The sequence below is a fragment of the Ahrensia marina genome (assembly GCF_001293565.1).
Taxonomy (GTDB): domain Bacteria; phylum Pseudomonadota; class Alphaproteobacteria; order Rhizobiales; family Rhizobiaceae; genus Ahrensia; species Ahrensia marina.
In genome coordinates this window covers 1-26,429 of the sequence record NZ_JXMU01000025.1, presented here as the reverse complement: position 1 = coordinate 26,429, position 26,429 = coordinate 1, and the positions used below count along the sequence as shown (strand labels likewise).

At 51.4% G+C, this 26,429-nt stretch carries 30 protein-coding genes; 14 read left to right on the top strand and 16 right to left on the bottom strand.

Going from position 1 to position 26,429, the window contains the following annotated elements; all coding sequences use genetic code 11:
• The first annotated feature begins 2 nt into the window (after positions 1 to 2).
• Both SU32_RS14440 and SU32_RS14435 read left to right on the top strand, forming a co-directional pair.
• The gene (locus SU32_RS14440) at positions 3 to 1,217 is read left to right on the top strand and encodes a lytic murein transglycosylase (RefSeq protein WP_054000084.1); all 1,215 of its coding nucleotides are present in this window, start codon (positions 3 to 5) and stop codon (positions 1,215 to 1,217) included.
• 74 nt (positions 1,218 to 1,291) lie between these two features.
• On the top strand, positions 1,292 to 2,521 hold the full coding sequence (locus SU32_RS14435; protein ID WP_054000083.1) for an SGNH/GDSL hydrolase family protein: 1,230 nt from the start codon (positions 1,292 to 1,294) through the stop codon (positions 2,519 to 2,521).
• A 97-nt stretch (positions 2,522 to 2,618) separates the two neighbouring features.
• On the opposite strand, the gene SU32_RS14430 is transcribed toward SU32_RS14435, so the two are convergent.
• Positions 2,619 to 2,927: a DUF1244 domain-containing protein gene (locus tag SU32_RS14430; RefSeq protein WP_054000082.1), complete on the bottom strand. Its 309-nt coding sequence runs from the start codon at positions 2,925 to 2,927 to the stop codon at positions 2,619 to 2,621.
• Positions 2,928 to 3,163: 236 nt separating this feature from the next.
• On the opposite strand from SU32_RS14430, the gene SU32_RS14425 reads away from it, so the two are divergent.
• Together SU32_RS14425 and pyk are read left to right on the top strand one after the other, a co-directional pair.
• Positions 3,164 to 3,628, top strand: coding sequence for a DUF1036 domain-containing protein (locus tag SU32_RS14425; protein ID WP_054000081.1), 465 nt, complete (start codon positions 3,164 to 3,166; stop codon positions 3,626 to 3,628).
• Positions 3,629 to 3,646: 18 nt separating this feature from the next.
• Positions 3,647 to 5,083 carry a pyruvate kinase gene (gene pyk, locus SU32_RS14420; RefSeq protein WP_054000080.1) on the top strand — a complete coding sequence of 479 codons (1,437 nt, stop codon included), beginning with the start codon at positions 3,647 to 3,649 and terminating at the stop codon, positions 5,081 to 5,083.
• 35 nt (positions 5,084 to 5,118) lie between these two features.
• Here pyk and SU32_RS14415 read toward each other — a convergent pair whose 3' ends face one another.
• The 6 genes from SU32_RS14415 to SU32_RS14390 form a co-directional block, all read right to left on the bottom strand.
• Positions 5,119 to 6,213, bottom strand: a complete 1,095-nt coding sequence (locus SU32_RS14415) for an alpha/beta fold hydrolase (RefSeq protein ID WP_054000079.1) — start codon at positions 6,211 to 6,213, stop codon at positions 5,119 to 5,121.
• Between the two features lie 70 nt (positions 6,214 to 6,283).
• Entirely contained in the window at positions 6,284 to 6,967 is a 684-nt protein-coding gene (locus tag SU32_RS14410; RefSeq protein WP_201454964.1) for a tetratricopeptide repeat protein, read from the bottom strand.
• Between the two features lie 92 nt (positions 6,968 to 7,059).
• The gene (ykgO, locus tag SU32_RS14405) at positions 7,060 to 7,185 is read right to left on the bottom strand and encodes a type B 50S ribosomal protein L36 (RefSeq protein WP_054000078.1); all 126 of its coding nucleotides are present in this window, start codon (positions 7,183 to 7,185) and stop codon (positions 7,060 to 7,062) included.
• 146 nt (positions 7,186 to 7,331) lie between these two features.
• Positions 7,332 to 8,417: a 5-(carboxyamino)imidazole ribonucleotide synthase gene (locus tag SU32_RS14400; protein WP_054000077.1), complete on the bottom strand. Its 1,086-nt coding sequence runs from the start codon at positions 8,415 to 8,417 to the stop codon at positions 7,332 to 7,334.
• Between the two features lie 3 nt (positions 8,418 to 8,420).
• Positions 8,421 to 8,912, bottom strand: coding sequence for a 5-(carboxyamino)imidazole ribonucleotide mutase (gene purE, locus SU32_RS14395; protein WP_054000076.1), 492 nt, complete (start codon positions 8,910 to 8,912; stop codon positions 8,421 to 8,423).
• A gap of 20 nt (positions 8,913 to 8,932) precedes the next feature.
• Positions 8,933 to 9,136, bottom strand: a complete 204-nt coding sequence (locus SU32_RS14390) for a YdcH family protein (protein WP_054000075.1) — start codon at positions 9,134 to 9,136, stop codon at positions 8,933 to 8,935.
• A 156-nt stretch (positions 9,137 to 9,292) separates the two neighbouring features.
• Here SU32_RS14390 and SU32_RS14385 point away from each other — a divergent pair, with 156 nt between their 5' ends.
• The 7 genes from SU32_RS14385 (at position 9,293) to SU32_RS14355 (ending at position 15,088) form a co-directional block, all read left to right on the top strand.
• Entirely contained in the window at positions 9,293 to 9,481 is a 189-nt protein-coding gene (locus SU32_RS14385; RefSeq protein ID WP_054000074.1) for a YdcH family protein, read from the top strand.
• Positions 9,482 to 9,702: 221 nt separating this feature from the next.
• Positions 9,703 to 10,362, top strand: coding sequence for a thiamine phosphate synthase (locus SU32_RS14380; RefSeq protein ID WP_054000073.1), 660 nt, complete (start codon positions 9,703 to 9,705; stop codon positions 10,360 to 10,362).
• Positions 10,362 to 11,348 (top strand): tetratricopeptide repeat protein, encoded by a 987-nt coding sequence (locus tag SU32_RS14375; protein WP_054000072.1) that lies wholly within the window; start codon positions 10,362 to 10,364, stop codon positions 11,346 to 11,348. Before SU32_RS14380 ends, SU32_RS14375 begins: the two co-directional genes overlap by 1 nt.
• Positions 11,349 to 11,494: 146 nt before the next feature.
• Entirely contained in the window at positions 11,495 to 12,061 is a 567-nt protein-coding gene (gene efp, locus SU32_RS14370; protein ID WP_054000071.1) for an elongation factor P, read from the top strand.
• Between the two features lie 38 nt (positions 12,062 to 12,099).
• Positions 12,100 to 12,906, top strand: a complete 807-nt coding sequence (locus SU32_RS14365) for an inositol monophosphatase family protein (protein ID WP_054000070.1) — start codon at positions 12,100 to 12,102, stop codon at positions 12,904 to 12,906.
• A gap of 115 nt (positions 12,907 to 13,021) precedes the next feature.
• Positions 13,022 to 14,056, top strand: a complete 1,035-nt coding sequence (locus tag SU32_RS14360) for a flagellar motor protein MotA (RefSeq protein WP_054000069.1) — start codon at positions 13,022 to 13,024, stop codon at positions 14,054 to 14,056.
• Positions 14,057 to 15,088, top strand: a complete 1,032-nt coding sequence (locus tag SU32_RS14355) for a peptidoglycan -binding protein (protein ID WP_054000068.1) — start codon at positions 14,057 to 14,059, stop codon at positions 15,086 to 15,088.
• Here the strand turns inward: SU32_RS14355 and SU32_RS14350 are convergent.
• Entirely contained in the window at positions 15,075 to 15,542 is a 468-nt protein-coding gene (locus SU32_RS14350; RefSeq protein WP_054000067.1) for a nucleotidyltransferase family protein, read from the bottom strand. The genes SU32_RS14355 and SU32_RS14350 overlap by 14 nt on opposite strands.
• On the bottom strand, positions 15,539 to 17,329 hold the full coding sequence (locus SU32_RS14345; RefSeq protein WP_054000066.1) for an ABC transporter transmembrane domain-containing protein: 1,791 nt from the start codon (positions 17,327 to 17,329) through the stop codon (positions 15,539 to 15,541). Before SU32_RS14345 ends, SU32_RS14350 begins: the two co-directional genes overlap by 4 nt.
• 207 nt (positions 17,330 to 17,536) lie before the next feature.
• On the opposite strand from SU32_RS14345, the gene rpmE reads away from it, so the two are divergent.
• Positions 17,537 to 17,758: a 50S ribosomal protein L31 gene (gene rpmE / locus SU32_RS14340; RefSeq protein ID WP_054000065.1), complete on the top strand. Its 222-nt coding sequence runs from the start codon at positions 17,537 to 17,539 to the stop codon at positions 17,756 to 17,758.
• 109 nt (positions 17,759 to 17,867) lie between these two features.
• Here rpmE and rcdA read toward each other — a convergent pair whose 3' ends face one another.
• A complete protein-coding gene (gene rcdA / locus SU32_RS14335; RefSeq protein ID WP_054000064.1) occupies positions 17,868 to 18,386 on the bottom strand; it encodes a protease adaptor protein RcdA in 519 nt (172 codons plus the stop codon).
• A gap of 368 nt (positions 18,387 to 18,754) precedes the next feature.
• Positions 18,755 to 18,946 carry a DUF1192 domain-containing protein gene (locus tag SU32_RS14330; protein WP_201454963.1) on the bottom strand — a complete coding sequence of 64 codons (192 nt, stop codon included), beginning with the start codon at positions 18,944 to 18,946 and terminating at the stop codon, positions 18,755 to 18,757.
• A 100-nt stretch (positions 18,947 to 19,046) separates the two neighbouring features.
• Here SU32_RS14330 and SU32_RS14325 point away from each other — a divergent pair, with 100 nt between their 5' ends.
• Entirely contained in the window at positions 19,047 to 20,045 is a 999-nt protein-coding gene (locus SU32_RS14325; protein ID WP_144421159.1) for an NAD(P)H-quinone oxidoreductase, read from the top strand.
• A 56-nt stretch (positions 20,046 to 20,101) separates the two neighbouring features.
• Here SU32_RS14325 and SU32_RS14320 read toward each other — a convergent pair whose 3' ends face one another.
• Entirely contained in the window at positions 20,102 to 22,318 is a 2,217-nt protein-coding gene (locus SU32_RS14320) for an esterase-like activity of phytase family protein (protein ID WP_144421156.1), read from the bottom strand.
• 212 nt (positions 22,319 to 22,530) lie between these two features.
• Between SU32_RS14320 and SU32_RS14315 the strand changes: the two genes are divergently transcribed.
• Entirely contained in the window at positions 22,531 to 23,247 is a 717-nt protein-coding gene (locus SU32_RS14315; RefSeq protein ID WP_054000062.1) for a DUF1013 domain-containing protein, read from the top strand.
• Between the two features lie 60 nt (positions 23,248 to 23,307).
• On the opposite strand, the gene SU32_RS14310 is transcribed toward SU32_RS14315, so the two are convergent.
• The 4 genes from SU32_RS14310 to SU32_RS14295 all read right to left on the bottom strand — a co-directional run bounded on the left by SU32_RS14310 (position 23,308) and on the right by SU32_RS14295 (position 26,148).
• Positions 23,308 to 24,018 (bottom strand): helix-turn-helix transcriptional regulator, encoded by a 711-nt coding sequence (locus tag SU32_RS14310; protein WP_054000061.1) that lies wholly within the window; start codon positions 24,016 to 24,018, stop codon positions 23,308 to 23,310.
• Between the two features lie 13 nt (positions 24,019 to 24,031).
• Positions 24,032 to 24,430, bottom strand: coding sequence for a VOC family protein (locus SU32_RS14305; RefSeq protein ID WP_054000060.1), 399 nt, complete (start codon positions 24,428 to 24,430; stop codon positions 24,032 to 24,034).
• Positions 24,431 to 24,512: 82 nt separating this feature from the next.
• Positions 24,513 to 25,331, bottom strand: coding sequence for an SDR family NAD(P)-dependent oxidoreductase (locus SU32_RS14300; RefSeq protein WP_054000059.1), 819 nt, complete (start codon positions 25,329 to 25,331; stop codon positions 24,513 to 24,515).
• A 163-nt stretch (positions 25,332 to 25,494) separates the two neighbouring features.
• Positions 25,495 to 26,148 (bottom strand): hypothetical protein, encoded by a 654-nt coding sequence (locus SU32_RS14295; RefSeq protein WP_054000058.1) that lies wholly within the window; start codon positions 26,146 to 26,148, stop codon positions 25,495 to 25,497.
• Between the last annotated feature and the right edge of the window lie 281 nt (positions 26,149 to 26,429).

The window sequence follows — 26,429 nt, the reverse complement described above, 5'->3', positions numbered from 1 at the left end:
AAATGTTAGATCGACGTAATTTAATGATCGGTGCGGCAGCGACACTCATCAGCGCAGGCACCCTGATTTCGACACCTGCATTTGCCGATGCGGGATTTCAACAATGGATACGTGATTTTAGAAGTGTTGCCGCTAAAAACGGTGTCTCGACACAGATTTATGACCGTGCTTTTGCCAATGTGAAAACACCGGATAGCGAAGTGTTGCGCAAGGCGCGTTTCCAGCCCGAATTTAAAGATCAGGCCTGGCAATATATCGATAGCCGCGTGAACGAGCGCACTGTTGCCAATGGTCAGGCCATGGCGCGCAAATATAAGCGTTTGCTTGATCAGATTGAAAGCCGCATGGGTGTCAGCCGTAACATTGTGCTGGCAATCTGGTCTATGGAATCCAGTTATGGCGAGGCACTTAAAGATCCCGAGCGCTTGCACTATGTCCCGCGCGCGCTTGCAACACTTGCCTATGCTGATCGCAGACGCGCGAAATTTGCACGCTCGCAGCTTATCAGCGCACTGAAAATTGTTCAAAATGGCAATGTGCCACTGAACGGTCTGACCGGCTCATGGGCTGGGGCCATGGGACATACGCAGTTCATTCCGACAAGCTATCAGGCATTTGCCGTTGATGGTGACGGAGATGGACGTGCAGATATCTGGAATTCGATTCCTGATGCTCTTTACACCGCCGCTAATTTGCTTCGTAAAAACGGTTGGCAATCCGGCCAGACATGGGGCTATGAAGTGTCGCTGCCTGAGGGCCGCAAATTTCCGGGCGGATCACTTAGCCTTGCAAAATGGGAACAGATGGGTCTTCGGCGTCCAAACGGCAAGCCGTTTCCTGCACCATCGCGCAATGCCGAGCTTAAAGTTCTTCAGGGCCGTGACGGACCGGCGTTTTTGATGGTGAAAAATTTCTACGTGATCAAGCGCTACAATAATGCTGATAAATATGCGCTCGGCGTTGGTCTGCTGGCTGATCAGATTGCGGGCTTTGGCCCGCCAAGCAAGGATTGGACGCGGCCTTATACCCGCATTTCAGTCGCAGAGGCCGAAGAGTTGCAATTGCGTTTGCAGCGCAGCGGTTTTTATGATGGTGCCATTGATGGCAAGCCGGGCCCGCAAACACGGTCGGCAATCAAAGCGTTTCAATCGCGTTATGGTTTGGCGCAGGATGGATATCCGTCGCTGGAAGTGCTAAGTGCATTACGTCGCAGATAGCGGCGTAACCTAACTTAGCAAGAGCGGGTTTCGTGGTCCCAGTAGTGAAATCATTTGTGCCTGGCATACGGCACTTGGCAAAGATTTTATGTGTGATTGTTTGCGCAACGCTATTTTTGCCCGTTGCGCAAAAGGCTGTGCCCGTGCCGGTATTCAGCGCATTGGGCTTTACCGTTCCAGCACAGGCGCAGGAGCGGCCGAAAACGCTTTTTGATTTATTGTTCAAGCGCAAAGATGCGCCGAATAAAAATATTCAGACAGTTCCCAAGGCGAATAAAAGAAGCGCTGCGCCACGCAGAGCAACCAAAAAACGCGCGCAACCTGCCGCGCGCAGCACGCAAAGGGCCGCCGTGACAGCTTCGGCTGGTTCAACGCCGGATGTTGAAAAAGCGGAAAATGCCCGCAAAGTTCTCGTTATTGGTGATTTTACCGCCGATGGCATGAGTGAAGGTTTGGTCGAAGCCTTTGAAGATGTTGCAAATGTTATCGTGGAAACGCGCACTAATGGTTCTTCCGGTCTCGTGCGCGATGATTTTTATGATTGGCCCAAAGAAATACCTGCCATCATTGCAGAGGTTGAGCCAGCGATTGTTGTCGTCATGCTGGGCTCCAACGACCGTCAGATTATGCGGATTGGAAACAAATCGGTAAAAGTCGGGCTTCCTGAATGGGAAGCGGAATATGTTTCGCGCGTGAACGCGCTGATCGCGGCAATACGCAACACCAATACGCCTGTCATGTGGGTGGGAAGTCCGCCGTTCCGGTTCCGCTCAATGTCGGCGGACATATTGACGTTTAACGAGATTTACCGGCAGGCGGTTGAAGCTGCCGGTGGGTATTTCGTTGATATCTGGGATGGGTTTGTTGATGAAGCGGGCAATTTCATCACGACCGGATCTGACATTAAAGGGCAGCAGGTGCGTCTGCGCGCCAATGACGGGATTAATTTTACATCCGCAGGCAAACGCAAAATGGCGTTTTATGTCGAACGTCAGCTTAAGCAATTGCTCGGTGATGCAGCTTCGCCGCTGTTAACCTCGCTTGCAACGGAAAATGTGCCATTGCTGACATTGCCGCCTTTGCAGACGGAGGCCGATCTGCAACGCACAAACCCGATAGCGATTGATGATCCCGATTTTGACGGGGGCAGTATTTTGCTGGGCGATGTATTGGAGATACGCGAGCCGGTAGTAGACAATCCGTTGATCGCCAAATCTGTGCGCCAGCGCCTTGTGGAAGACGGTGTTCCGCCGCCCGCACAGCCCGGCCGTGCGGACAATTTCAGCTGGGACGACGAAGGCTAGAGCGTGTCTGCTTTTCACTGAAACGCATCCACGCTCTAGCCCTTTGATTTGCCGCATGTCCGGGCGGAAAACCGGTTCCCACTTTTCCTGACATGCTCTAGTCGTGCTTTGCCGCCTTTTGGGCTAAAGCGGCTTTTTGCTCTGGAGTTGCTTCGGTCTGGTATTTGTCGCGCCATTCTTCATAAGGCATACCGTAGACAATTTCCCGCGCTTCCATTTTGTCCAGTTCAATGCCTTCGGCTTCAGCGGCATCTTTGTACCAGTTGGACAAGCAGTTGCGGCAGAAACCGGCAAGATTCATCATATCGATGTTTTGCACGTCGGAGCGGGAACGAAGATGTGACACCAGACGGCGAAAGGCTGCCGCTTCAAGTTCGGTTTGTTGTTGTTTTGACAAGTCGACCATAATTGATGCCCTTTTGTTGCTGCCCGTAATATTGTTGCCATTGGCTGTTCATTCAAGGCGAATGCTTGAATTTCAAAGTAGAATTTCCGTTGGTGAATACACTCAATTGCTAAAATTGCATTGACTTGTCACGCAGCCATGCCAAAAACAGTAACGATATCGAACCGGTAGAATTTTGATTTTTTGTCGGTATAAATTGGATAATGCACGACTTGTTTGGACGATTCCATAGTTATATGCGTAACGCACTTGCTGCCACATTGATTGTGGTTGGGGTAAGTGCCGGTTTCACCTTTGCCGCAACCACGACAGCGCGCGCTGATTTTCGTGTTTGCAACGCAACACAGGAATTGGTGGGTGTCTCCATAGGCTACAGAGCCAGAACCGGCTGGATTACCGAGGGCTGGTGGCATGTGGAGCCAACCAAATGCAAAACGCTGATCGAAGGCCCGCTCGCATCGCGATATTACTATCTTTATGCGGAAGATGCGCTGCGCGGTGGCCGCTGGGACGGCCCTGTCAACATGTGTGTGGCAGAGCGTGAGTTTAAGATAACCGGCGTGAATGATTGCTTTGCACGTGGTTTTCAACGGTCCGGTTTTCGCGAATATGATACCGGCAACCAGCAAAGCTGGATGGTTCAACTTATCGATGAAGCGCAGCAATCCGAAAATACGAACACGAATACAAATGCACAGTAATTATTAAGGGGAACCCTATTGAAACGCGGTCGCAAAGTTAAAATACTTGCCACTCTTGGACCTGCTTCGAATAGCGAAGAGATGATCGAGAAGCTATACGTAGCCGGTGCGGATGTTTTCCGCATTAATATGAGCCACTCCAGCCATGATATGATGCGGGATTTGGTTCAAAAAATCCGCAACGTTGAGGAAAAAGTTGAACGGCCGATTGGTATTCTGGCCGATTTGCAAGGACCGAAACTGCGTGTCGGCATGTTTAAAGACGGTAGTGTCGAACTTGAGCCGGGCCAGACCTTTGTCATGGATGACAATCCGGGCGAAGGTGATAATACGCGGGTGCATTTGCCGCATCCTGAAATTCTGGAATCGGTTCAACCCGGCCACCGTCTTCTGGTTGATGACGGACGTTTATCCCTTATTGCCGAAGAAACCGACGGCAAGTCGATCACCTGTAAGGTTGTTTCCGGTACCAAAATATCGAACAAAAAAGGCGTTAGCCTTCCCGATACAACGCTTCCTACAGGCGCATTGACAGAAAAAGACCATGCCGACCTAGAAGCGGTTTTAAAAGAATCTGTCGATTGGGTGGCGCTGTCGTTCATTCAGCGCCCTGAAGATTTGGCTGAAGTGCGTAAAATTTCAAAAGGTCAGGTTGGCCTTCTATCGAAAATCGAGAAGCCGCAGGCTGTTGAGCGCATTGACGAGATCATCGAACTTTCTGATGCGGTTATGGTCGCGCGCGGCGATCTTGGTGTTGAACTGCCGCTGGAAGCAGTGCCGGGTATTCAAAAGCAAATCACACGCAAAGCCCGTGTTGCCGGCAAGCCTGTCGTGGTTGCCACCCAGATGCTGGAATCGATGATTTCGGCACCTGTGCCAACGCGCGCCGAGGTATCGGATGTTGCAACCGCTGTATTTGAAGGCGCTGATGCTGTCATGCTGTCAGCTGAATCGGCGGCTGGCGACTATCCTGTGGAAGCGGTCAGCACGATGTCGCAGATCGCCTGTAAAGTTGAAAAAGATCCGACTTATCCCGGTATTCTTAATGCCCAGCGCTCGGCGCCGGAAGCAACCGGCTCCGATGCGATTTCCGCTGCATCGCGCCAGATTGCCGAAACGCTCGATCTTAGTGCAATTCTTTGCTTTACCTCATCGGGTACGACTGGCCTGCGCGCAGCGCGCGAACGTCCGGCGGTGCCGATCATTGCCCTGTCTCCGGTGGTGGAGACCGCACGCCGCTTAGCGCTGACGTGGGGGCTTTATTGTGTGGTCACGCGTGATGCGACTGATCTGGATGATATGGTCGATCTGGCTTGCCGCATTGCCTATGACGAGGAATTTGCCAAACCCGGTGACCGTATCATCATTTCGGCAGGCGTTCCGCTTGGCACACCCGGCTCAACCAATATGTTGCGCATTGCCTATATCGGATCGGACGGCCTTTCCGGTATCTAAGCGGATTGGCAACCACCTTTTTTACGGTCGCAGGCTTAACTGTCTGTGACCGTTTTTTGTTCAAGCTCCATGCGGATTTTGTCGCGGAACTCTTCATTGTCGAAACAGTTCTCAACAGGACCGTAAGAATCGCCGGCGACCTTGGCTTCGAGCGCATCGCGCATCGCCATCAGATCGTTTGAAGCACCTGCCAGATTTTCCAGCGCCGCGATCATAATATCTGGAGCGACATGGTCCGACTTGTGGCCAACATTGTTAATCCAGACCAGTGTCGAATTTTCAATATCGGCATTAAGGCCGCGGGAGTGGATTTCCGGCAGGACAATCGCATCCCTGTTACCGGTCACAATAATTGCCGGTGTTTTTATCTCGCTGTAACGCGGTGAAACTTCGCTGACAAAATCATGAAGCCCTGCAACATCGGTTGCATTGTTGCGGAAGTGATAAGGCCGCAGAACCAGACGCACAGCGGTTTCGTCCGTATAATCGGGTGTTGGCTTGTTTGGCGCAAAAACGCATGCCGTCCCCCCTGCAAGCTGGCGCCGTCCGGCCGGTAAGGCTAACGTCTCGGTGAAAATGTGCCCGATCACGGGCATGGCGGTTAAATTGTAATACCAGCTCACGCCGCCGGGCCAGGGATGGCTGACAGGTGACATCAATAATGTGCCAATGGTCTTGTCTGCGTGGTTGAGCGCAAAGCTGAGTGTGACAACACTGCCGAATGAATGACCCGCGATAATCGCTTTTTCAATGCCAAGGCTATCCAGCAATGCTGCGATGGTGTCCGCTTGCCCGTCAGGGCGATCATTGGATGAAGGGCCGCGCGAGGAATAGCCGTGGCCGGGGCGGTCGATAAAGACCATCTCGGCACGGCCTTTCAATGCATCGCCATAGATGGACATCTGGTCGAGCAGATTGCCGCTGGCACCATGAAGAAAGACAATCGGCGGCAAATCTGCACTTCCTTCATTCTTGATATGGACATAGTGCAATTTGGTGTCGTTGACGGTTTTATATTCGCCCACTGGCGGATTGGCACGTTCGATCTTCCAAACGCCTAAGCGTGTGATGCCGGCGAGCACAAAAAATAGCGCCACAAGAAAGAAGACAAGGGCATATATAATGTTCATATCAGTCACTTTTTTATGGATTGGACAATCAGGAACGCTTTGACCGGATAAATAGTTTCTGTTCTCCTGATTAGACCGGATCGCCGCTCAGTTCATCGAAAAGGCGAATGACGGCATCTTGTCCGGAACGCATGGCCGGATAGACTTCAAGGACACGCTGCCAGGCATCGAGCGCGGCTTGTTTGTTGCCGGAGCGCTCTAAAATATTGGCCATGCCTGACAGTGCGCCGAAATGGCGCGGCTCAAGCTCCAGAACCTTTTGAATGTCCGCCATAGATTTATTGTAGTTGGACATAATAAAGTGCAGTGTCGCACGTCTGTTCCACCCTTCAGCATAGTCCGGTTGCCGTGTTGTCACTTGGTCGAGGAGATCAAGGGCGATGTGGTAGTCCTTGCGTTTGGTCGCTTCATCGGACCATTCCATCAAAAGATCGATGCTGGCGCTGCCGGAGCGAAACCATTCGGACCAGATATTGTTTGCCAGCCGTTTTGCCGCGCCGGGCGAACGTGTCTTTTTCAAGCGATCAAAAAAATCATCAATGCGTTTTTCACGCTCTGATTTTACGGCCTCACTGGCTGGGGGGACATCATCGACTTGCGGTATGATCGAATCATCAGACGGTTGAACCGGCTCTAACTCTTCATCAAAGGGCTGTATTATACCGTCATCCATTTCCTGCGCGTGAGCGAGGCTTCCGCCGGTTAAAACCAGCAGTGATAAGTAGATCGACGATGACAAAGCAAAAAAGCGCATAAAACCAATCTATGGTTTAGATGCGCTTCGTCAAATGCAAATAATTGTGATCGCCGCGAAACTTTGTGTTTTGCGGCTATCTGAACAGCAAATTAGCCTTGGCGTGCTTTAAAACGCGGGTTTTGCTTGTTGATGATGTAAACACGACCTTTACGACGAACCAAACGGTTGTTGCGGTCACGGGCTTTTAGCGCTTTGAGCGAGTTTTTAATCTTCATGTTCTTTGCTCTGTCTTGGTTTAGTTGACTTGTGTCAAGCCAAACAAAAACGCGCCGGTGGGCGCGCAGAATTCAGTTGTCGGTGGATACATATATTTGATGGTACATGTCAACCGGTCTGGCCCGAAATATAGGTAAATTTACCGCTATTTACGAGTCGCAAGCTGCGTAAAATGCCCCATTTTTCGACCTTCGCGTGCTTCAGCTTTCCCGTAATTGTGCAAAACAATGTTTGGATCACCGGCAAGAGTGACCAGTTTTTCGATATCGTGGCCAAGAAGATTTTCCATAACGCAGTCGCTATGGCGGTGCTGTTTAGCCAGTGGCCAGCCAATGCAACAGCGAATATGCTGTTCAAACTGGGAAACACTACAGGCCGCCTCGGTCCAGTGACCGGAATTGTGCACGCGCGGTGCAAATTCGTTCGCAATCAGGCTGCCATCCGGCATGACGAAAAACTCCAGCCCCAATGTGCCAACATAATCAAGCGCCTGAATCAGCCGTGTTGCTTCATCAATCGCGTTTTGTTTTGTTGCTTCAGAAACCGAACTGGGAACAGTGGAAGAAAACAGTATGCCGTTCTTGTGGATATTTTCCGCAGGCTCAAAGCAGGACACATTGCCATCCTGTCCGCGGCTGGCAATCACAGAGATTTCGCAGGTAAATTCGACGAAGCCTTCAAGGATAGCCGGTGCGCCTTCAAACGCCTCTATCGCCTCAGCAGGTAACATATCGTCCGGCTTGCCGGAAAAGCGGATTTGTCCTTTGCCGTCATAGCCAAAACGGCGGGTTTTCAAGATACCGCGCTCGCCAAATTCTTGAAGAGCAGATTCCAGGGTTTGCGCATTATCGATGTCGCGATACGGCGCAGTATTGAGACCTGATTTTTGCAGAAATGTTTTTTCCACCAAGCGGTCTTGGGAAATGCGCAATGCTTGTGCGCTTGGATAAACATCGATATCCGATGAAAGCTTTTCTAAAGCGGAAACATCAATATTTTCAAACTCATAAGTGATAACGTCACTGAGTTGGCTAAGTTTTTCCAGGCCTTCTTTATCATCATAGGCTGTTTGAATGTGAACATTGGCGACTTGTGCGGCGGGACAATTTTCCTGCGGCTCCAGTACGGCTGTCTTAAAGCCCAGACGCGCTGCTGCAAGAGCCAGCATGCGGGCCAGTTGACCACCGCCAATAATGCCGATTGTCGAACCGGCGGGGAGGGGCATGGTCATGGCTTAGCTCTCGCTTGAAGGATATTGGGCAACGCGGGCAGAATTGGCATCGCGCCAGTCATTAAGGCGGTCGGCCAATTCTTCATCTGTAATGGCCAGTACCGCTGCCGCGAGGAGGGCGGCATTGATCGCGCCTGCCTTGCCGATTGCCAAAGTGCCGACGGGAATACCGGCAGGCATCTGAACGATGGAAAGCAGCGAATCCTGGCCGGACAGTGCCTTGCTTTGAATAGGGACACCGAAAACAGGAAGCGGTGTTAAAGCGGCTGTCATACCGGGAAGATGCGCCGCGCCGCCTGCACCGGCAATAATAACCGCGAAACCATCATCCTTGGCAGATTTTGCAAACTCATACATGCGTTCGGGGGTGCGGTGTGCCGAAACGATGCGCGCTTCGTAGGCAATATCCAGATCATCCAGCATATTGGCGGCATGTTCCATGGTCGGCCAATCTGACTGGCTGCCCATAATGATCGCGACTTTGTTTTCAGTCATAAGAGGCGGTCTTTCTGGCTTTAAGCGATAATATCTGGTAAAATTTCATCTTCCAACTGCTTAAGCTTGTCCTTTATCGCAAGTTTTTTCTTCTTCATGCGTTGGATTTGCAGTGGATTACAGCCCATGGCCAGCATGGCCGTGATGGCAGCATCGAAATCGGCATGTTCTGTTTTGAGACGGGCATGAGACAAGCGCAGTTCAGCCTGATCCTGATCTGACATAAGATTTCCCTGCGTAACTTGCTGTGTTCGGCGACTGTTAAATGTCCCTTTATCATAGATTGAAGGAATATAAAATCCTACTAAGAATGGTTCGACAAACGGGAGATTTTCTGACAGCCTTTTAATGTTATCAACTTCACAATTGGAGGTATTTATATGTCTATATCAAGCCATCTTGATTCATTGCAGCGTAAACACGGCGCATTGGAAGCAGAGATTGCGGACGTAAGCGCGAGTCCTATGCCGGACCAAATGCGCGTCAATGCACTGAAGGTGAAAAAACTCCATTTGAAAGAGCAGATTGAAAAGATCAAATCCTCTCAAGCCGATGAAACCAAGCACTAGATCATCTGCTTTCGGCAGGCCGATAGTGGCCTAGCCAGATATTCAGCCGCATATATTAAATATGCGGCTGTTTCTTTTTGTGAGCCATTCTTATGGGCTCCGAAACAAATCACCTCATTCTAACCGTTGCCAAAGCCATAAATTTGAGCAAAACGTCATCGCGCCGTATTGCGGTCGATATTGGCTTGCAAAACATCGCGTAATAAATTGTGAGAATGAGTATGACAGACAGCATCGAGAACCGCGCACGACTGGTGTTGATTACACCGGCGGATGTCCCTGATGATGTATTGATTTCGCAAGTGAAGGCGGCGCTGGAGGGCGGTGATGTCGCTTCGATTATTGTGCCTCAATATGAGCTGGATGAAGACCGCTATCAGAATTTGCTCAGCGCGGTTGTGGCCGACGGTCAGGCGGCAGGTGCCGCTGTCATCGCTGCCGGTGATACGCGTATTGCCGGACGCTGCAATGTTGACGGCACACATATTGTTGGCGGCTATTCGGAAGTGCGCACGGCGCTCAAAGAATTCGGCCATAAATGGATTATCGGTTCCGGCGGCGCAGAAACCAAACATGCAGCTTTGATGTTGGGCGAGGAAGACCCGGATTATGTCTTCTTTGGCCGGTTCGGACAGGACACACATAATGAACCGCACAAGCGTAACCTGGAATTGGCCGCATGGTGGTCGACGGTTGTTGAAGTGCCTTGTATTGTGATGGGCGGCAATGATTTATCATCGCTTGAAACTGCCGCGCAAACGGGTGCCGAGTTTGTTGCACTGTCGAGAGCCGTCCTGAATGAAGGTGTTGATGCAAAGGCGGCATGTGAACAAGCCAACAAGGTTCTGGAAACATTTGTTTTTAGTGACGGTGAGGATTGATGGTTAGAGCTGTTGCAAAGGTCAGTTTTTTAGTGGTTAGCCTGTGTGTTGCAGGACAGATATCCTTTGCTGCGGAAGACCCGTTTGAACCGGCGCCGGAAGGGGTTGAACTGCCAAAAGGGAAGGAACCGGCTGCTTTATCCCGATTTGGTGAAAAACCTGCGGACGAAGCTTATGGCGCATTTCAGCGCGGATATTACATCACCGCGCGCAATCTTGCTCTGCCGCGCGCCGAAAAGGGTGATCCTGCTGCCCAAACACTGATTGCCGAGATTTATGCACGCGGCCTTGGTATAGCGCGCGATCCCGAACTTGCCGGTGAATGGTATGAGAAGGCGGCGGCTCAGGGTGTGCCTGAAGCCCAATTTAGATATGCTCTTATTTTGCTTGAGCGCGGCGATGCGGATTCGGTGCCGCATGAGGAAGCAGTTCGCCTAATGAAAGCGGCAGCAGATGCTGGCAATGCGATGGCACAGTTTAACTATGCGCAGCTCATCATTGAGCAAAGCCCGGGATTTAAAGGGCAAGTCGATGCCTTTAAATATTACCGGCGCGCTGCTGAACGCAATGTGCCCGATGCGCAATATGCGGTTGCACAATATTACACAGCCGGAACGGGTGATATTGAGGTTGATCTTACCGAAGCGCGCAAATGGCTGGCCCGCGCCGCCGTTCACAATTATGATTCGGCGCAGTTGGAACTCGGCAATATGTTGCTGAGCGGTATTGGCGGGGAACGTGATCTGGAAGCCGGATTTGGCTGGATTAAACGGGCAGCGGTCGCCGGCAATGTGGCATCACAGGTAGCTTTGGCCAAATTATACTGGGGCGGTATCGGTGTAGAAGCTGATTCAACAGAAGCAGCCGCATGGTATGTTCTTGCACGGCGCGCCGGTATGCGTGACCGCGTGCTGGATGATTTTTGGGAAGGCATATCGGGCGAGGTTCAGCAGGCTTCCATTGAACGGGCGAACCGATTGCGCTAAATGCAAACAGCCCAAAAATGCGTGTCCATCTTGCATATTTGCGTCTTTTATGGTCATGAACCGCAAAATGATGTGCTGGAGCACCATTGACCTATTTAACGCTGGGGTGCGCTACGCCACTCTGACAATCATAAATGAGATGAGCTATGAAGATTAACGGCAATGAAATTAAGCCGGGCAATGTTATTGAGCATAATAACAGCCTTTGGGTCGCGGTTAAAACCAATGCGGTAAAACCGGGTAAAGGCGGCGCATTCAATCAGGTTGAATTGAAAAACCTGCTTGACGGTTCCAAGCTGAACGAGCGTTTCCGCGCCAGTGAAACAGTGGAAAAAGTCCGCCTTGAGCAAAAAGACTATCAGTTTCTTTATGAGCAGGATGGCGCATTGGTTTTCATGGATTCTGAAACCTATGAGCAGCTTGAATTGCAACGCGACTTTGTTGGCGAACGTGCAGCATTCTTGCAGGACGGTATGATCGTCACCGTTGAAAGCCATGAGGAAAAGCCGATTGGTATTCAGTTGCCGGGGCAGGTAACACTTGAAATTACCGAAGCTGATCCGGTGGTTAAAGGCCAGACAGTTTCTTCATCCTACAAGCCGGCCATGCTTGAAAACGGTGTGCGCGTTATGGTGCCGCCATTTATCACCGCAGGCGAGAAAATCATCGTCGATACTTCTGACGTTACTTATGTAAAACGCGCTGAAGCGTAAGCACCGGCAATCGATACTCTTGAACTTAGGAAAATAAAATGGCTCGTTCTGCCCTGATGAATGTGATGGTTCAGGCCGCTGTTAAAGCGGGCCGCGGACTGGCACGCGATTTTGGCGAAGTGCAAAATCTGCAAGTATCGGTAAAAGGACCGGGCGATTTTGTCAGTCAGGCGGACACACGCGCTGAGAAAATTCTTTATGAAGAATTGCAAAAAGCGCGTCCGGCTTTTGGCTTTTTGATGGAAGAGGGCGGTGTTAAAGAAGGCAACGACCCTCAAAGCCGCTGGATTATTGATCCGCTCGATGGAACGACCAATTTTCTTCATGGTATTCCGCATTTTGCCATTTCGATCGCTCTGGAACGTCATGGCGTTATCACAGCCGGACTGATCTACAATCCTGTCACTGATGAAATGTTTACCGCTGAACGTGGCGGCGGCGCATTTTTAAATGACCGGCGTTTGCGTGTTGCGGCTCGCCGTGAACTCACCGACTGTGTTGTTGCTTGCGGGTTGCCTCATCTTGGACGCGGCGATCATGGTAAGTTTCTGATCGAGCTACGCAATGTGATGAACAATTGCGTGGGCGTGCGGCGCGGCGGTGCGGCATCTCTCGATCTGGCCTATGTTGCCGCTGGCCGGTATGACGGCTATTGGGAAAATCACCTGAGCGCTTGGGATATTGCTGCAGGTATTGTTCTGGTTCGTGAAGCGGGCGGGTTTGTGTCAGACCTTAATGGCGGCCAGACAATGCTGGAATCGGGTAATATTCTGACAGGCAACGAATATATCCAAAAACAACTTGGCGAGACTGTCCGTAAGCCGTTTAAATCGGCAAAATCGTAATTATCGCCGTCTCCTGCCATTGACGCTTTCAATTTAGCCATAGTTTCTACTATGGTTGATCTGTGAATTTGGTACGGATGCTTTGGCATCCAAAAGACTAGGGAGACGACGATCGATGGCGATCAATGGTCCTGACGATCCGGCGGCTGGAGATACACGGCGTAAATTCGATCCGTATAAACTTTCAAACCCGCAGGTTTTCCTGCTTTCGATGGTCATCTTTCTGGTGATAGTCGGTTTTCTGGCGGCAATCCTGTACCGTCAGATATCGACGGCTTTTGTCACCAATCCCGGATTGAACGGTCTGATATTAGGCGTTCTTTTTGTCGGTGTGGTTCTGGCCTTTCTTCAGGTTATCAGGCTTTTCCGTGAAGTGGGCTGGGTGAATTCATTTAAAGCCGGTGACACGGTCAATGCCGCGCGCAAGGAGCCGGTCCTTCTGGCGCCGATGCGCTCACTGCTCAGCCGCCAGCAATCTGTGTCAATCAGCACCGTCTCGATGCGGTCTATTCTTGATTCCATCGGCACCCGTCTTGATGAAAGCCGCGATACATCACGTTACCTTATCGGATTGTTGGTTTTCCTCGGCCTTTTGGGAACATTCTGGGGCCTGTTGCAGACGATCGGCTCTATTGGCGCGACCATCCAGTCGCTTGATCCGGGGTCAGGGGACACAAATGATATTTTGGATGCGCTGAAAGCCGGTCTTTCTTCTCCTTTGGAAGGCATGGGCACGGCGTTTTCCTCATCCTTGTTCGGACTTTCCGGCTCATTGGTTCTTGGTTTTCTCGACCTTCAGGCAGGGCGTGCACAAAACCGTTTTTACACAGAGCTTGAGAACTGGCTTTCCTCTGTAACCGATCCTGATTCGGGCGCGGCACTTGCCGTTGCAGGTGGTGATGACGCCAATCTAAAGGCGATTACAGAGCGCCTCACCGCCATGCAAAGCGAAAGTGGCGGCGGAAACCAGCGCCAGAATGCTGCCCTTGGCTCACTGGCAGAAGGCATACAGGGCCTTGTGAAATCCATGCGTAATGAGCAGCAAATGATGCGTGATTGGGCCGATGCACAGGCCAAAGAGCAAAAGGCTGTCCGTCAAACGCTTTCAGAGCTTTCCGAAGCAATCCAGAAATTGTCGAAGGACAAGTAAATGGCTCTGGCACGAAGAAGGCGCGGAAGTTCGCAGGTTGATTATTGGCCGGGCTTTGTGGATGCGCTGTCCACATTGCTGCTTGCGATTATGTTCCTTTTGTCGGTTTTCGTGCTGGCGCAATTTTTACTCAGTCAGGAAATCACCGGAAAAGATGCCGTTCTTAACCGGCTGAATGCGCAGATTAACGAACTGACAAACCTGCTGGCTCTCGAGCAGTCCGACCGGCAGGATATAGAAGACCAGTTGCTTAGTCTGCAAAGCTCGTTGCAGGCCAATGAGGAAGAGCGTTCACGCTTGCAGCAATTGCTGGCTGGTGGTGCCGGTGCTGCCCAGGAAGCTAATGAACGCGCAGGTTTATTGGCAGAAGAGCTGGATGACGAAAAGCAAGTCAGCCAGCGCGCGCTTAGTCAGGTTGAACTGTTGAACCAGCAAATTTCGGCTTTGCGAAAACAGATTGCGGCTTTGGAAAGTGCGCTTGATATTTCAGAAAAACGCGATGACGCGGCCAATGCCAAGATCGCAGATTTGGGCAAACGTCTAAATGTTGCTCTTGCCCAGCGCGTGCAGGAGCTTAACCGTTACCGTTCGGACTTTTTCGGGCGCTTGCGCGAGATTTTATCGGATCGCGAAAATATTCGCATTGTCGGTGACCGGTTCGTCTTTCAGTCTGAAGTTCTTTTTTCTTCCGGCGGTGCGGAAATCAATGATGCCGGACGGGCCGAAATGGCAAAGCTTGCCGATGCCATCCAGCAGTTGGAAACCGAGATTCCCGAAGAAATCAATTGGGTTTTGCGGGTGGATGGCCACACCGATAATGTGCCTTTATCGGGGAACGGGCGCTACCGCGACAATTGGGAACTTTCATCAGCGCGTGCGACATCTGTGGTCAAGTTTTTGATCGCGCAGGGCGTTACACCGCGCCGTCTGGTTGCCGCCGGTTTTGGTGAGTTTCAACCGCTTGTTGAGGGTGACACAGACAGCGCGCGCAGCCGTAACCGCCGTATCGAGCTTAAACTCACCGAGCGTTGATAAGCTTCACTTTTTCAAGGTCTTTTGACCGCCCGAAACGTTTTAATATTTCTATTTGTTCTTCGATCGCAGGTACGTAAACTGTTGTTTTCCCAAACATAACAGTTTGTCGGGTTCTTATGCAAAGCGGCTGCCATCCATGGGTTTTGTCTTTTAGTTTCAGGTCACCCATTACTTCAACAGCAATACCATTTTCCACGGCAATACGCTGAAAGGGAAATGATTTGAAAAGCGGATGGGCCACGGATTGTGCCAAAGGTTCTCCCGCATTTTGCAGAAACGCTTTTATGCTTTTTGTATTGGCAACAATGTCAACATCTTTGGGAACAATATCAATATCCGTTGAAATTGCGATGGCGGCGGAGCCAATAACCCACCAGTCAATTGCATCTGGGGGCATGTGTTTCGTGATAAAAGAGAGTGAGTTCTCAAGTGCGATGGCTGTATTCTTCATGCAGCTTTGCCGATGTTAAATTGCAGGCTGGCCAGTCGGGCATAAACGCCGTTTTTCTTGGCCGAAAGCGTTTTGTGATTGCCGCTTTCCACGATTTGCCCATTGTCCATGACAAGTATTCTGTCCGCCTTTAAAATCGTGGCAAGGCGGTGTGCAATAACCAGCGTGGTGCGTCCTTCCATCAGCTTTTCAAGCGCTTTTTGAACGAGCGTTTCGTTCTCGGCGTCCAGCGCCGATGTCGCTTCATCCAAAAGAAGAATAGGCGCATCGCGCAAAATGGCTCTGGCAATCGCAACGCGCTGCTTCTGTCCGCCGGAGAGCGTGACGCCGCGTTCACCAACCTGTGTATGATAGCCTTCCGGCAAGACCTCAATAAAGCTCTGGGCCTGTGCGGCGATCGCTGCTGCCTTGATTTCGTCCATCGAGGCATCAGGTTTACCGAAAGCGATATTCTCGGCCACCGTTCCGGACAAAATTGTCACATCCTGCGGTACAATTGCCATGCGCTCGCGCAATTGTTTCAAATCGACATCACGCACATTCAGCCCGTCGATTTTGATGGTACCGGATTGCGGATCATATTGGCGCATCAACAGGCCGAAGAGAGTGCTTTTGCCCGCGCCGGATGCACCGACAATTGCAACGCTTTCACCGGCTTGAATGTTGAATGACAGGCCTTTCAACGCCATGTCCTGTGGCCGTGTCGGATAGGCGAAAGTGACATCTTCAAACGAAGCCGTGCCGAGCGCAGGCTCCGGCAGGGGCGCAGGATTTTCAGGGCTTTTGATGTCGCTTTGTTCGACCAGCAATTCGCTTAGCCGTTCGGCTGCGCCTGCCGCCAATTGCATCTCGCCCCATATTTCGGATAGCGCGCCCAGCGCCCCTGCGGCAAAAATTGCATAAAGCAGGAACTGGCCGAGTGTTCCGGGTGTCATTTCACCTGACAATACACGGTTTGCGCCAATCCAGAGCACGGCAACGACCGAAGAAAATACCATGAAGATGGCAAATGCGGTGAGAATGGAGCGTGCGCCAATGGCAGAGCGTGCCGCGTTAAATGCCGTATCAACGGCATTGGAATAATGGCGTGTTGCACCGCTTTCATTGGTAAAGGCTTGAAAACTGCGCACCGCGCCTATTGCTTCGGATGCGTAGGCAGAGGCGTTTGCCAAAGTATCCTGCGCCTTGCGGCTTTTGGCACGGACACGCCGGCCAAAGGCAATGAGCGGCAATACGATCAGCGGTATAACGCCGACAACAATGCCCGCCAGTGAAGGACTTGTGATGACCATCATGATCAGTGCGCCGACACCTAAAATAATGTTGCGTAAAGCAACCGAAGCGGTGGCGCCCACAGCAGATTTGATTTGTGTGGTATCGGCGGTCAGGCGTGAAACAATTTCGCCCGATTGTGCCGTGTCGTAGAAGGTGGACGACAGCGTCATTACATTTTCAAAAACATCGCGGCGGATATCAGAAACGACGCGTTCGCCAAGTGTAATCACAAAGAAATACCGGCAGGCGCTGGCAATGGCCAACAGCATCGCAATCGCCAGCAAGACGGTAAAGTAGTTATTGACCAGCGCCGCGTTTTCATCGCTAAAGCCGTGGTCAATCACACGGCGCACCGCAGTTGGCAGGGCCAGTGTGGTGAAGGCTGCCAGGAACAATGAAACAACCGCGCCGATAACAAGTTTCTTGTAACGGGCAAGATATGGCAGGAGAGCAGCAAGCGGGCGAACCGATTTGGATTTGGCGCGATCGCCACGCTTTACATCTTTACTCATGTCACTTGCTCGTTTGTTCTTTGGCCATTTGAAAATTCATTGTCATGAATCGCTGCCAACAGTCTTGTGTCAGAATTATCCCTGATGTATAGGCACCTCAACAATTTTCAAAGCCGTGGGCGTTGAGTTCGCGGCTTTTCCTTTAAAACTTTGGTGGTTGCGCGACGATATGTCCGCCACAGCATTATAAATATTGGAGTTTTCGACATGAAAGCAGATATCCATCCAGACTACCACAAGATCAAAGTGGTCATGACAGACGGTACAGAATACACGACTTATTCAACGTGGGGTTCTGAAGGCGACACAATGAATTTGGATATTGATCCGTCATCGCATCCGGCTTGGACCGGCGGTAACCAGTCTATGCTGGACCGTGGCGGCCGTGTTTCCAAGTTCAAGAAACGTTTCGACGGGCTTGGCCTCTAAGCTTTTTTGAAGCTTAAAAACAATTGAACCCCGTTGATCTGATCAGCGGGGTTTTGTTTGTGCGTGATGTCGGCGTAAGCAGCTTCAGCTTAAGCGGCAAGTTCGGGGCTTATTTTGCCCCGAATGCTGTTTTTAAGAGATTGACCTGATTAAGAACAGGATTTTCCTGCGTTGCATATGCGCCATCTTCCAGAAGATCGCCGCCATCGTCTATCGTGCGAACTTGCGCTTGGAGGCTCAGTGAGCGGCGCACCAGATCGGTAAATTTTTCAGGCAGTTCATTCCAGGAAGCCACGTCTTTATTGCTTGAATTTGTGTCGAGACGGATTTTGTCTTTTTCGGATCTGACTTGCTCTTCAGACATTTCACCTGAGTTCAATGCACGTTGCAGCAGCAGCCAGGAGGCAAGTTGCATCAGGCGGGTCGTCAAGCGCATGGATTCGGCTGCATAAAGCGTCGCGGCAACGCGCTTTAATTTTTTAGCCTCTTCACGCCCTTCAGTTTCCAGATAAGCGGCCGTTTCTTCGACAAGCGCCATTCCTTCGGAATAAAGTTTTGTAAACGCAGGCGATGCAGCCTTCCGGCTTGAAAATTGAATGGTGTTCTGATGGTCTGCGTTGTTAGTCATTACCTACCCTTAGAAAACTTATTCTGCTCAATAACGCTTCAGTGCGTGTCTTGCACGACCACATTCCATATTCCCACAGGATCACGCAAGAACATCCTTAATGCAAGGTTAACGGCCAAAGAGGTAAAAGGTGCCTTCATTCTTGTAAATTGTTGATTTGCAGGAGAATGAGCTTCGAAGACTGTATTTTTACAGGAATGAACCGGACAAAAAAAGAGAGCCGCAAAAGCGGCTCTTGAAGATATACAGGGGAGGCGTCAAACAAAGCCAAAGCTTTGATTGAGTTCGAATAAATCCGAACAATAAAGTTAATATCTCATAAGGGTTAATATGGTGTTAGCGCTTACGGCGCTTTTGAAAGCATATGTTCAACTTTTAAACAGCGCCTGTGCCGCACCCAGACTTTTGCCCTTTGCGTCTGCTTCTTTTTCAAGGCGCACAATCTCCTGTTTTAAGTCGTCAATCAATTCTGTCAGATCGCCAACAGAAAGGTCGTCGATATTCTGGCCTAACTGGTAAGGTGTTTTTTTCTTTGGCTCGTCGTCCCCGTCAAACATCATTTTATCCTCACAGCTTAAAACTGGACTAAGATTAAACTTGCCACAATCGGCTGCCAAGAGGGTAATCAAACAAGTGAGGGGTAATCAAAAGGACGGTATGATGACCAACACAAAAAAGATGAAAGCGGTGGAGATCACCGAGCCGGGCGGCCCCAAAGCGCTCAGCCTCTGTCAGCGCGATATACCGCAGGCAGCGCCGCATGAGGTGCTTATTGCTGTAAAGGCTGCGGGCGTAAACCGGCCCGATGTGCTTCAACGTATGGGGGCTTATCCGCCGCCGAAAGATGCGTCTGATTTGCCGGGGCTGGAAGTCGCAGGCATTGTTGAAGCGGTTGGCGATGACGTCACGCGCTTTCGCGTTGGCGATGCGGTCTGTGCACTCACTGCGGGTGGTGGATACGCGCAATATGTCAGCGTGGATGCCGGCAGTGTTTTGCCTGTTCCGGCAGGCTTGACGATGACGCAGGCCGCCGCTTTGCCTGAAACCTTCTTCACCGTCTGGCACAATGTTTTCGAGCGCGGCGCTTTGCAAAAAGGCGAGGTCTTTCTCGTGCATGGCGGCAGCTCCGGCATCGGTACAACGGCCATACAACTCGCCAAAGCTTTCGGCGCGACCGTCATTACAACTGTTGGATCAGGTGAAAAAGCGGACGCATGCCGCCAGCTTGGCGCTGATCATGTGGTCGAATATCATGAGGAAGATTTTGTGTCTGTTGCCAAACAGGTAACGGACGGACGCGGCGTTGATGTTATTTTGGATATGGTTGGCGGTGATTATATCAACCGCAATTACGCCTGTGCCGCGATGGATGGCCGTATTGTCCAGATCGCCTTTCTGGGCGGGGCTAAAACCGAAGCCGACTTCTCAAAACTGATGATGAAGAGGCTGACCCATACCGGATCAACGTTGCGCATTCGCCCGCTTGAGGTCAAAGCATTGCTTGCGCGGCAGCTTGAAGAGCATGTCTGGCCCATGATTGAAGAAGTGCGTATCGCGCCGGTCATGGATATGATTTTTCCGCTCGCGGAAGCGTGGCGCGCGCATGAGCGGATGGAAGAGGGGGCGCATATCGGGAAAATAGTTCTGGATGTTGCCTAAAAATAGGCAAATAAAAAGACGGCGCTGATGCGCCGCCTTTTTTGATGGTGTGCCAGTTAGTTCGTAGAAACTGCCAATGGTCCGATATTCAGGAACAATGTTTCACCGTTGGAATCATCTATACCGTCATTGTCTGTTACAGCAAAAGCATTGCCAGCCTTGTCGATTGTAAAGCCTTCGATCTTGTCCACGACATAGCCGCCGGTTGATTTCAGATCAGGCAGGAAATCGTGTACAAGTGTTTTTTCAACGACGGGCAATTCTTCGCCCAGTTTGCCCGGCTTTAGCTGATCAACTGAAACAGCGTAGAGCTTTTTGATTTTCGCAGCTTCGCCGATTTGGTTGTCGCGCTCGACGATAAATACCTGATCGCCATAGGCGGTGATTTCGGAAAGGCCAACCCAGCCCGCGCCTTTCTCATCAAGCGGATAGCTGACGGCACCCCATGTTTTATCGGCTGTGTTATAAGCAACCAGTTTGACAAAACCGGCTTTGTCATCGTTCCACTCACGCTGGATGGCAATCCATAATGTATCGCCAATTTTAGTGATGCCTTCTGAGCCGAAACGCTTTTCTACGGCCAGCAATTCAGCAGGAAATGCAACCTGTTCCTCGATCTCACCATCGGCGTTAATTCTGTATAGGCCGTGCGGGATCATACGCTCGGTGCGTCCTTCAGACGCAAGCCAGAAGCCGCCTTCGCCGTCTGGTGTTATGCCTTCCAGATCAAGCATTTGCGCATTAGAGCCGCCGCGCGTCACACGTGTTGCCTTTGTAATTTTCGCCGGTTTTTGATTGGCATCAATTGTGAAAACTGTTGGCTGCATCGCGTAGAAACTGTCATTGACCGCGTACAGAATGCCAGCTTGCTCAGGGTCCGCTGTAAGACCTGAAAGCGCACCCCAGCCAATCGGACGTCCGTTCTCATCCATCGAAGAAATTATCATCGGATAGGATGCTTCGCCGTCCGCATATTCATAAAGCGTAACATGGCTGCGCACACCGCCATCTTCGATCAAATCCGCCTCATTGGCTATTGCCAAGAGATTTCGGTTTTCAATTGCAACAGCACCTTCAGGAGCAAGAGCGCTCGGCAAAAGCTGCGTGAACTCGGGGTCGTTGCCTTCGCCCATATCTTTATAGGTGCCGATGACTGAGCCGCGTTCGGAAAGGATGAAAATATATTGCTGGCCGTCAAATGTGCCGACTTCCAGACCTTCCGGCTCAGCGCCTTTATTGCCTGAACGTTTTTCAGGATAATGGCCTGCCATGGCGATTTCATATTCGAGAGCAAGGCCGCTTTCGAATAGAACTTCGCCGGTTTTGCTCATGATTGTAAAACCGCGCGAGCCGCCTTCATAATCGCCTTCATTGGCCATGACCAAGCGGTTGTTGTCGAGCCATTTCATGGCGTCCGGTTCACGGCGAACACCTTCTAAAGTGTCGTCAAATGTCAACGCACCTTCTTCGTTCGTGTCCACGTTTTCAAGGTCGACAGTGCCCGCTGAAAAGTGGGAAATGATGTCGCCGGTAGTTCCATTGAATACCACCACATGGTTATTCTCCTGCAATGTGACTGCCACTTCGTTGGCATCATTGATTGTTACGAATTCCGGCTCAGGATCGGTTGGCGCGATGTCCGCCAATCCTGTCATATCGGCCATGACTTTGCTGTCGCAGTCGATCGCGCCATTGTTCAGTTTGTAAGTCAGCACATATCCTGCCGGTAATTGCGGGATAACACCGTCGTTCAGGTCTTCATCGCGTTCGTTTTCAATCGCGACGGCAATCAGCGAGCCATCCGGCGATATGGCAACCGAATCCGGCTGGCCGCCGAGATCACAGCTTTGCGCGACAGACTGGTCGGCAAGGACGATGCTCAATAATTTACCGCCGGGCTGCGTGTAGCTTTCAGATGTGTTGACTGCCACCAGTGCGTTTGCGCCCTGTATCGCAACAGAGGTCGGCTCGCCGTCTGTTGCGATAAAGCCAGCCGGTTTTGGTGCTTTAGGGTCGGCAATATCAACCATGCCAATGCCGCCAAGCGGGCTATCGGAGTAAACGAGCGTCATGCCGTCAGCAGTTACGTCGATGATTTCCGCAGAGCTTTCTGATGTTTGCTCCATGCTTTCAGGGATATTTGTGTTTACCGGAAAGGATGCGATCCGGTTGAAAACCTTTGCGCTGGTATCTTGCGCATTGACGGTCGTTGCTGTCGCGGTTGCAAGCGTCATTATCGCGACGCTGCTTAATAATTTTCCTGATTTTGGCATGCCTGTTCTCCTAGCCCTCAATAATGTTATGGCTCTGCCTCAAGCTGGTGAACGCTGGATGACAGTCAGGTGACAGTTTGATGACGCTCCACAGATGCGTAAATTGGTTGCGCTTGACGCGCGGTTTTGATATGCGAGGGCATATTCCGGACATTAGTGGTTGAAAGCCACGCCCGCGGCACCGGCGCGGACGAACAGGAAAGGTATATCTCATGGCAACTTTGCTTATGCCAAAAGCGACAGCCGTTTGGCTGGTTGATAACACCGCACTGACATTTGACCAGATTGCGACGTTCTGCACATTGCATCCGCTTGAGGTTAAAGCGATTGCCGATGGCGAATCAGCGCAGGGCATTAAAGGTCTTGATCCTATCAACACCGGCCAGCTATCCCGCGATGAGATTGCACGGGCAGAAGAAAACCCTGATCATGTTTTGAAGATTCAGGAATCAAAGGTGCGTGTGCCGCAGACCAAGAAAAAAGGTCCGCGCTATACACCTGTTTCAAAACGTCAGGACCGCCCGAACGCGATTTTGTGGCTGGTGCGTAATCACCCTGAGTTGAAAGACGCGCAAATTTCGCGTCTTGTTGGAACAACGAAGAATACAATTCAGCAAATTCGTGAGCGCACACACTGGAACTCGGCAAATCTTCAACCGATTGACCCGGTCGCACTCGGACTATGTTCGCAGATTGATCTTGATTTTGAAGTAAACAAAGCGGCGAAAAACCGTCCGGCAGAAGCTGATGTGGACGTTGCCGGTGAGGCGCTGCTTCCGGCATCACAAACAGAAGGCATGGCGCTTGAGGATGAATCGCGAAACTATAAGCCGGCCAAAACTGAAGATGATGATTTTGATGCCGATGCGGTTTTTGCAAAATTGAACTCTTTGAAATCAAACGATGATAATTCATCAGAAGAAGACTAAGAGCTGATTATAGAATGCTTTAAAGCCGGGTGGATAAATCGCCCGGCTTTTTTGTTGGCGCTATAGGCTGCATTGAGTGCGCGGAATTTCGCCGCATTCCTCCATCTGCCGATAAAAATCACGCAAGGTTTTGCCGCGTTCCACTTTGAACTGACTGCCCGTGTCGATGAACTTCGATATCCGGTCGATGCGGAACATGCGGAAATCCTCGCGCAATTCGCACCAGCCGACAAAAGTCCAGCCGCCGCCCCAAAACCAGAGGCCGAGCGGATGAACGGGACGATTGGTTTGTTCGCCTTTCGCATTCGTATAGACAATCTCGATAATCTGACGCTTGTCGCAGGCCCGTTCCAGCGCGTCGATCATTTCACGGTCATTCTGTTTCATACGGTGGGACGGCGCGTGGATTTCCACCGCATTTAAATTGTTGCGGCGGTCTATTGGCAAGACGGATTCGATCTTTATCAAAGCTTCTTCTGCCGCGCGAGCCATCGCCGCGCCGCCCCAGGCACGGGTCATTCGTGCGCCCGCGACCAGCGCAACAATTTCATCGCGCGTAAACATGAGCGGCGGCAGGTCAAAACCTTCGCGCATGATATAGCCGACACCGGCCTCACCATCGATCGGAACGCCTGTTGATTGCAGGTCGGCAATATCGCGGTAGATTGTGCGTTCGGATACTTCCAGATGATTTGCAAGTTTGGCGGCAGTGACAAGTCTGCCGCCGCGCAAATGTTGTACAATCTGGAACAGGCGATCTGCGCGGCGCATGTCAGTACCCTTTTTAGTTCACGTTGAACAGGCCGATAGAATTGCCGTCCGGATCTGTGATGTAAACAAAGCGGCCGGCCGGAATTGGAATGACGGGCGAAACGACTTTCCCGCCGGCAGTTTCCACGCGCGGCATCACATCTTCCAACTTATCTTCGCTGGTTAAGTGGATCGTATTGCCTTCGCCTTCTTTTGCCGGTTTTCCGGGATAAATATGGCCGAACACGCCTTCTGAATCAAAGCTCTTGAACCAGACAACATCATTGGGTTGATCATCGCTTTTTTCTGTCTTCATCATTTTGATGCCAAGCACAGCTTCATAAAATTTCTGGCTGCGGTCCAGATCGGTTGACGGGATTTCAAACCAGCAGGCTTCGCCGGTTTTGCTCTTTGTTTCAGTCGGTGCGCTCATGTTCTTTCCTCTCGGGTTGTGATGAGCGCACATTGGCACATGGCTCCTGACAACATCATGTCAGGAGGATCAGCAAATATTCTTACTCTTCGTCATCCTCCGAAGCGGCGGCATCATCGTCGGGGATCGGCACGGTATAATTAAGCGCCATGCGCCCGCCATCCACATGCACGATTTCGCCGGTCATATAGGCTGCTTCGTTGGACGCCAGAAAAGCAACGACTGCCGCGACTTCCGATGCCTTGCCGATGCGGCCCATCGGGGTGCGTGACAGGATGCGTGCGCGCGCTTCGGGATCACTGTTTACCGATGACAGCATTTTGGTCATGATCGAACCCGGCCCGACCGCATTGACGCGGATACCATGCGGCGCGAGCGACAGCGCCATGACTTTTGTCAGCTGATTGACCGCACCTTTGGAAACCGAATAGGGCACCTGATCGGCCAATGCGAAATGACCGTTGATCGACGACATATTGACGATTGCGCCGGCCGGTCCGCCTTTTTCCACCTTGTCGACCATGAATTTGGCAACGCCCTGACCGCACAAAAATCCGCCTTTGATATTCACGCGCATAACGCGGTCGAAATCCTCTTCGGAAATTGTCAGAAAATCCTCGCCGTGGATAACGGCGGCATTGTTGACCAGAATGTCGATATCGCCGAACTGTTCAACAACAGCGGCAATCAAATTGTGCACATCAAGCCGGTTGCCGACATCGGTATGAATGAATTCCACGCTGCCGAGCGACGATAGTTCCTCAACCGCTGTGCGGCCTGCCTGTTTATCGATATCGGCGATCGCGACCTTTGCGCCATCCAGAAGAAGGCGCTTTGAAATGGCATAGCCGATGCCTTGCGCTCCGCCGGTTACGATTGCGATTTTACCATCAAGTGCCATTTTAAATTCCTTTATTTCCTGCCGTGGAAACTAGGCGAATGTGGCGGGCGATGGAAGAGCGGCGGCAATGTTTATCTTATAGCTGGTTTGACCTCAAATTTTGGACATGGTTGTGCGTTCCCGCGCCAGCAAGGCAGGTCACATTTGCGGAAATTTATAAGACTTATGGCGGTGCTGCGGGGGCCTGAACCACCAGCGCGTGACATTCTTTTAAGACATGATCGACGGCATGGTGCGGCTTTTGCCGGAAGCCCGGCGGCAGGCCGGGCCGCAGGGGCGGCACACGTCTTGGTCCTGCGGGGGCGGTTTTGCGCTTTTGCATTTGGCGGTTCAGTCGCTTTGCCTGTTTGGGCAGGTCGGAAAGCGCGTCTTGCAGCGCTTGCAGGCGGCGGGTGAGGGCGGTGCTGTCTTCGTGGGATTGTTTTGGTGTTTCGAACACGGGGTTCGTTACGCCGATCACGCTGATGCGCGGCAGAGCTTTCAGCATGTGTTTTGATGGTTGCTCGTTAAGCCAGTCAAATCGTTTGCGCGGATCAAACAGTTTAAAGCGTGGTGTTTTTGTTTCGCAGTCAAACGTAGCAAAGTCCGGCAGGGTAGGGTTGGCCGAAGAAGCAGATACGTTGCTTACGCTTTTCTGAAACCGTGCGGCTAGCACAATCATACGCCGCGCGGCGCTTTCAGCAGGGCCGAGCACGCGCAGGATTTGATGGCGCAGGGCGCGTGGCACAGCCTTACTGGAATGAACAAGCGCGACCAGCGCCGCTACGATCCGCAGCAATGCCTGTCTGTTGATGTTTATCGCCGCCTGCCAATCCATATCGTCCTCGTTGTTTGGGCAAGATTATGAGGGTGGACTTTAGGTAGTTGGATAAGTTTCTGCCTCCTCACGCCTGTGGGGAGGGGAAGGTACTAACCGCCTCCTCCCAATTATGGGGGAGGCAAGCGATTGGGTCGCTTGCGGCCCAGAGCCGGTGGGGGCGGAATACGGATTGTTTGAGTAACCCCCACCCTGTGTCCCTCTCCCTTACAAAGTGGGAGGGAGGGCACGGTGCCTTTTCTCTCCCTTCGCGGGAGAGAAAATGAATTCTTGGAATTGCG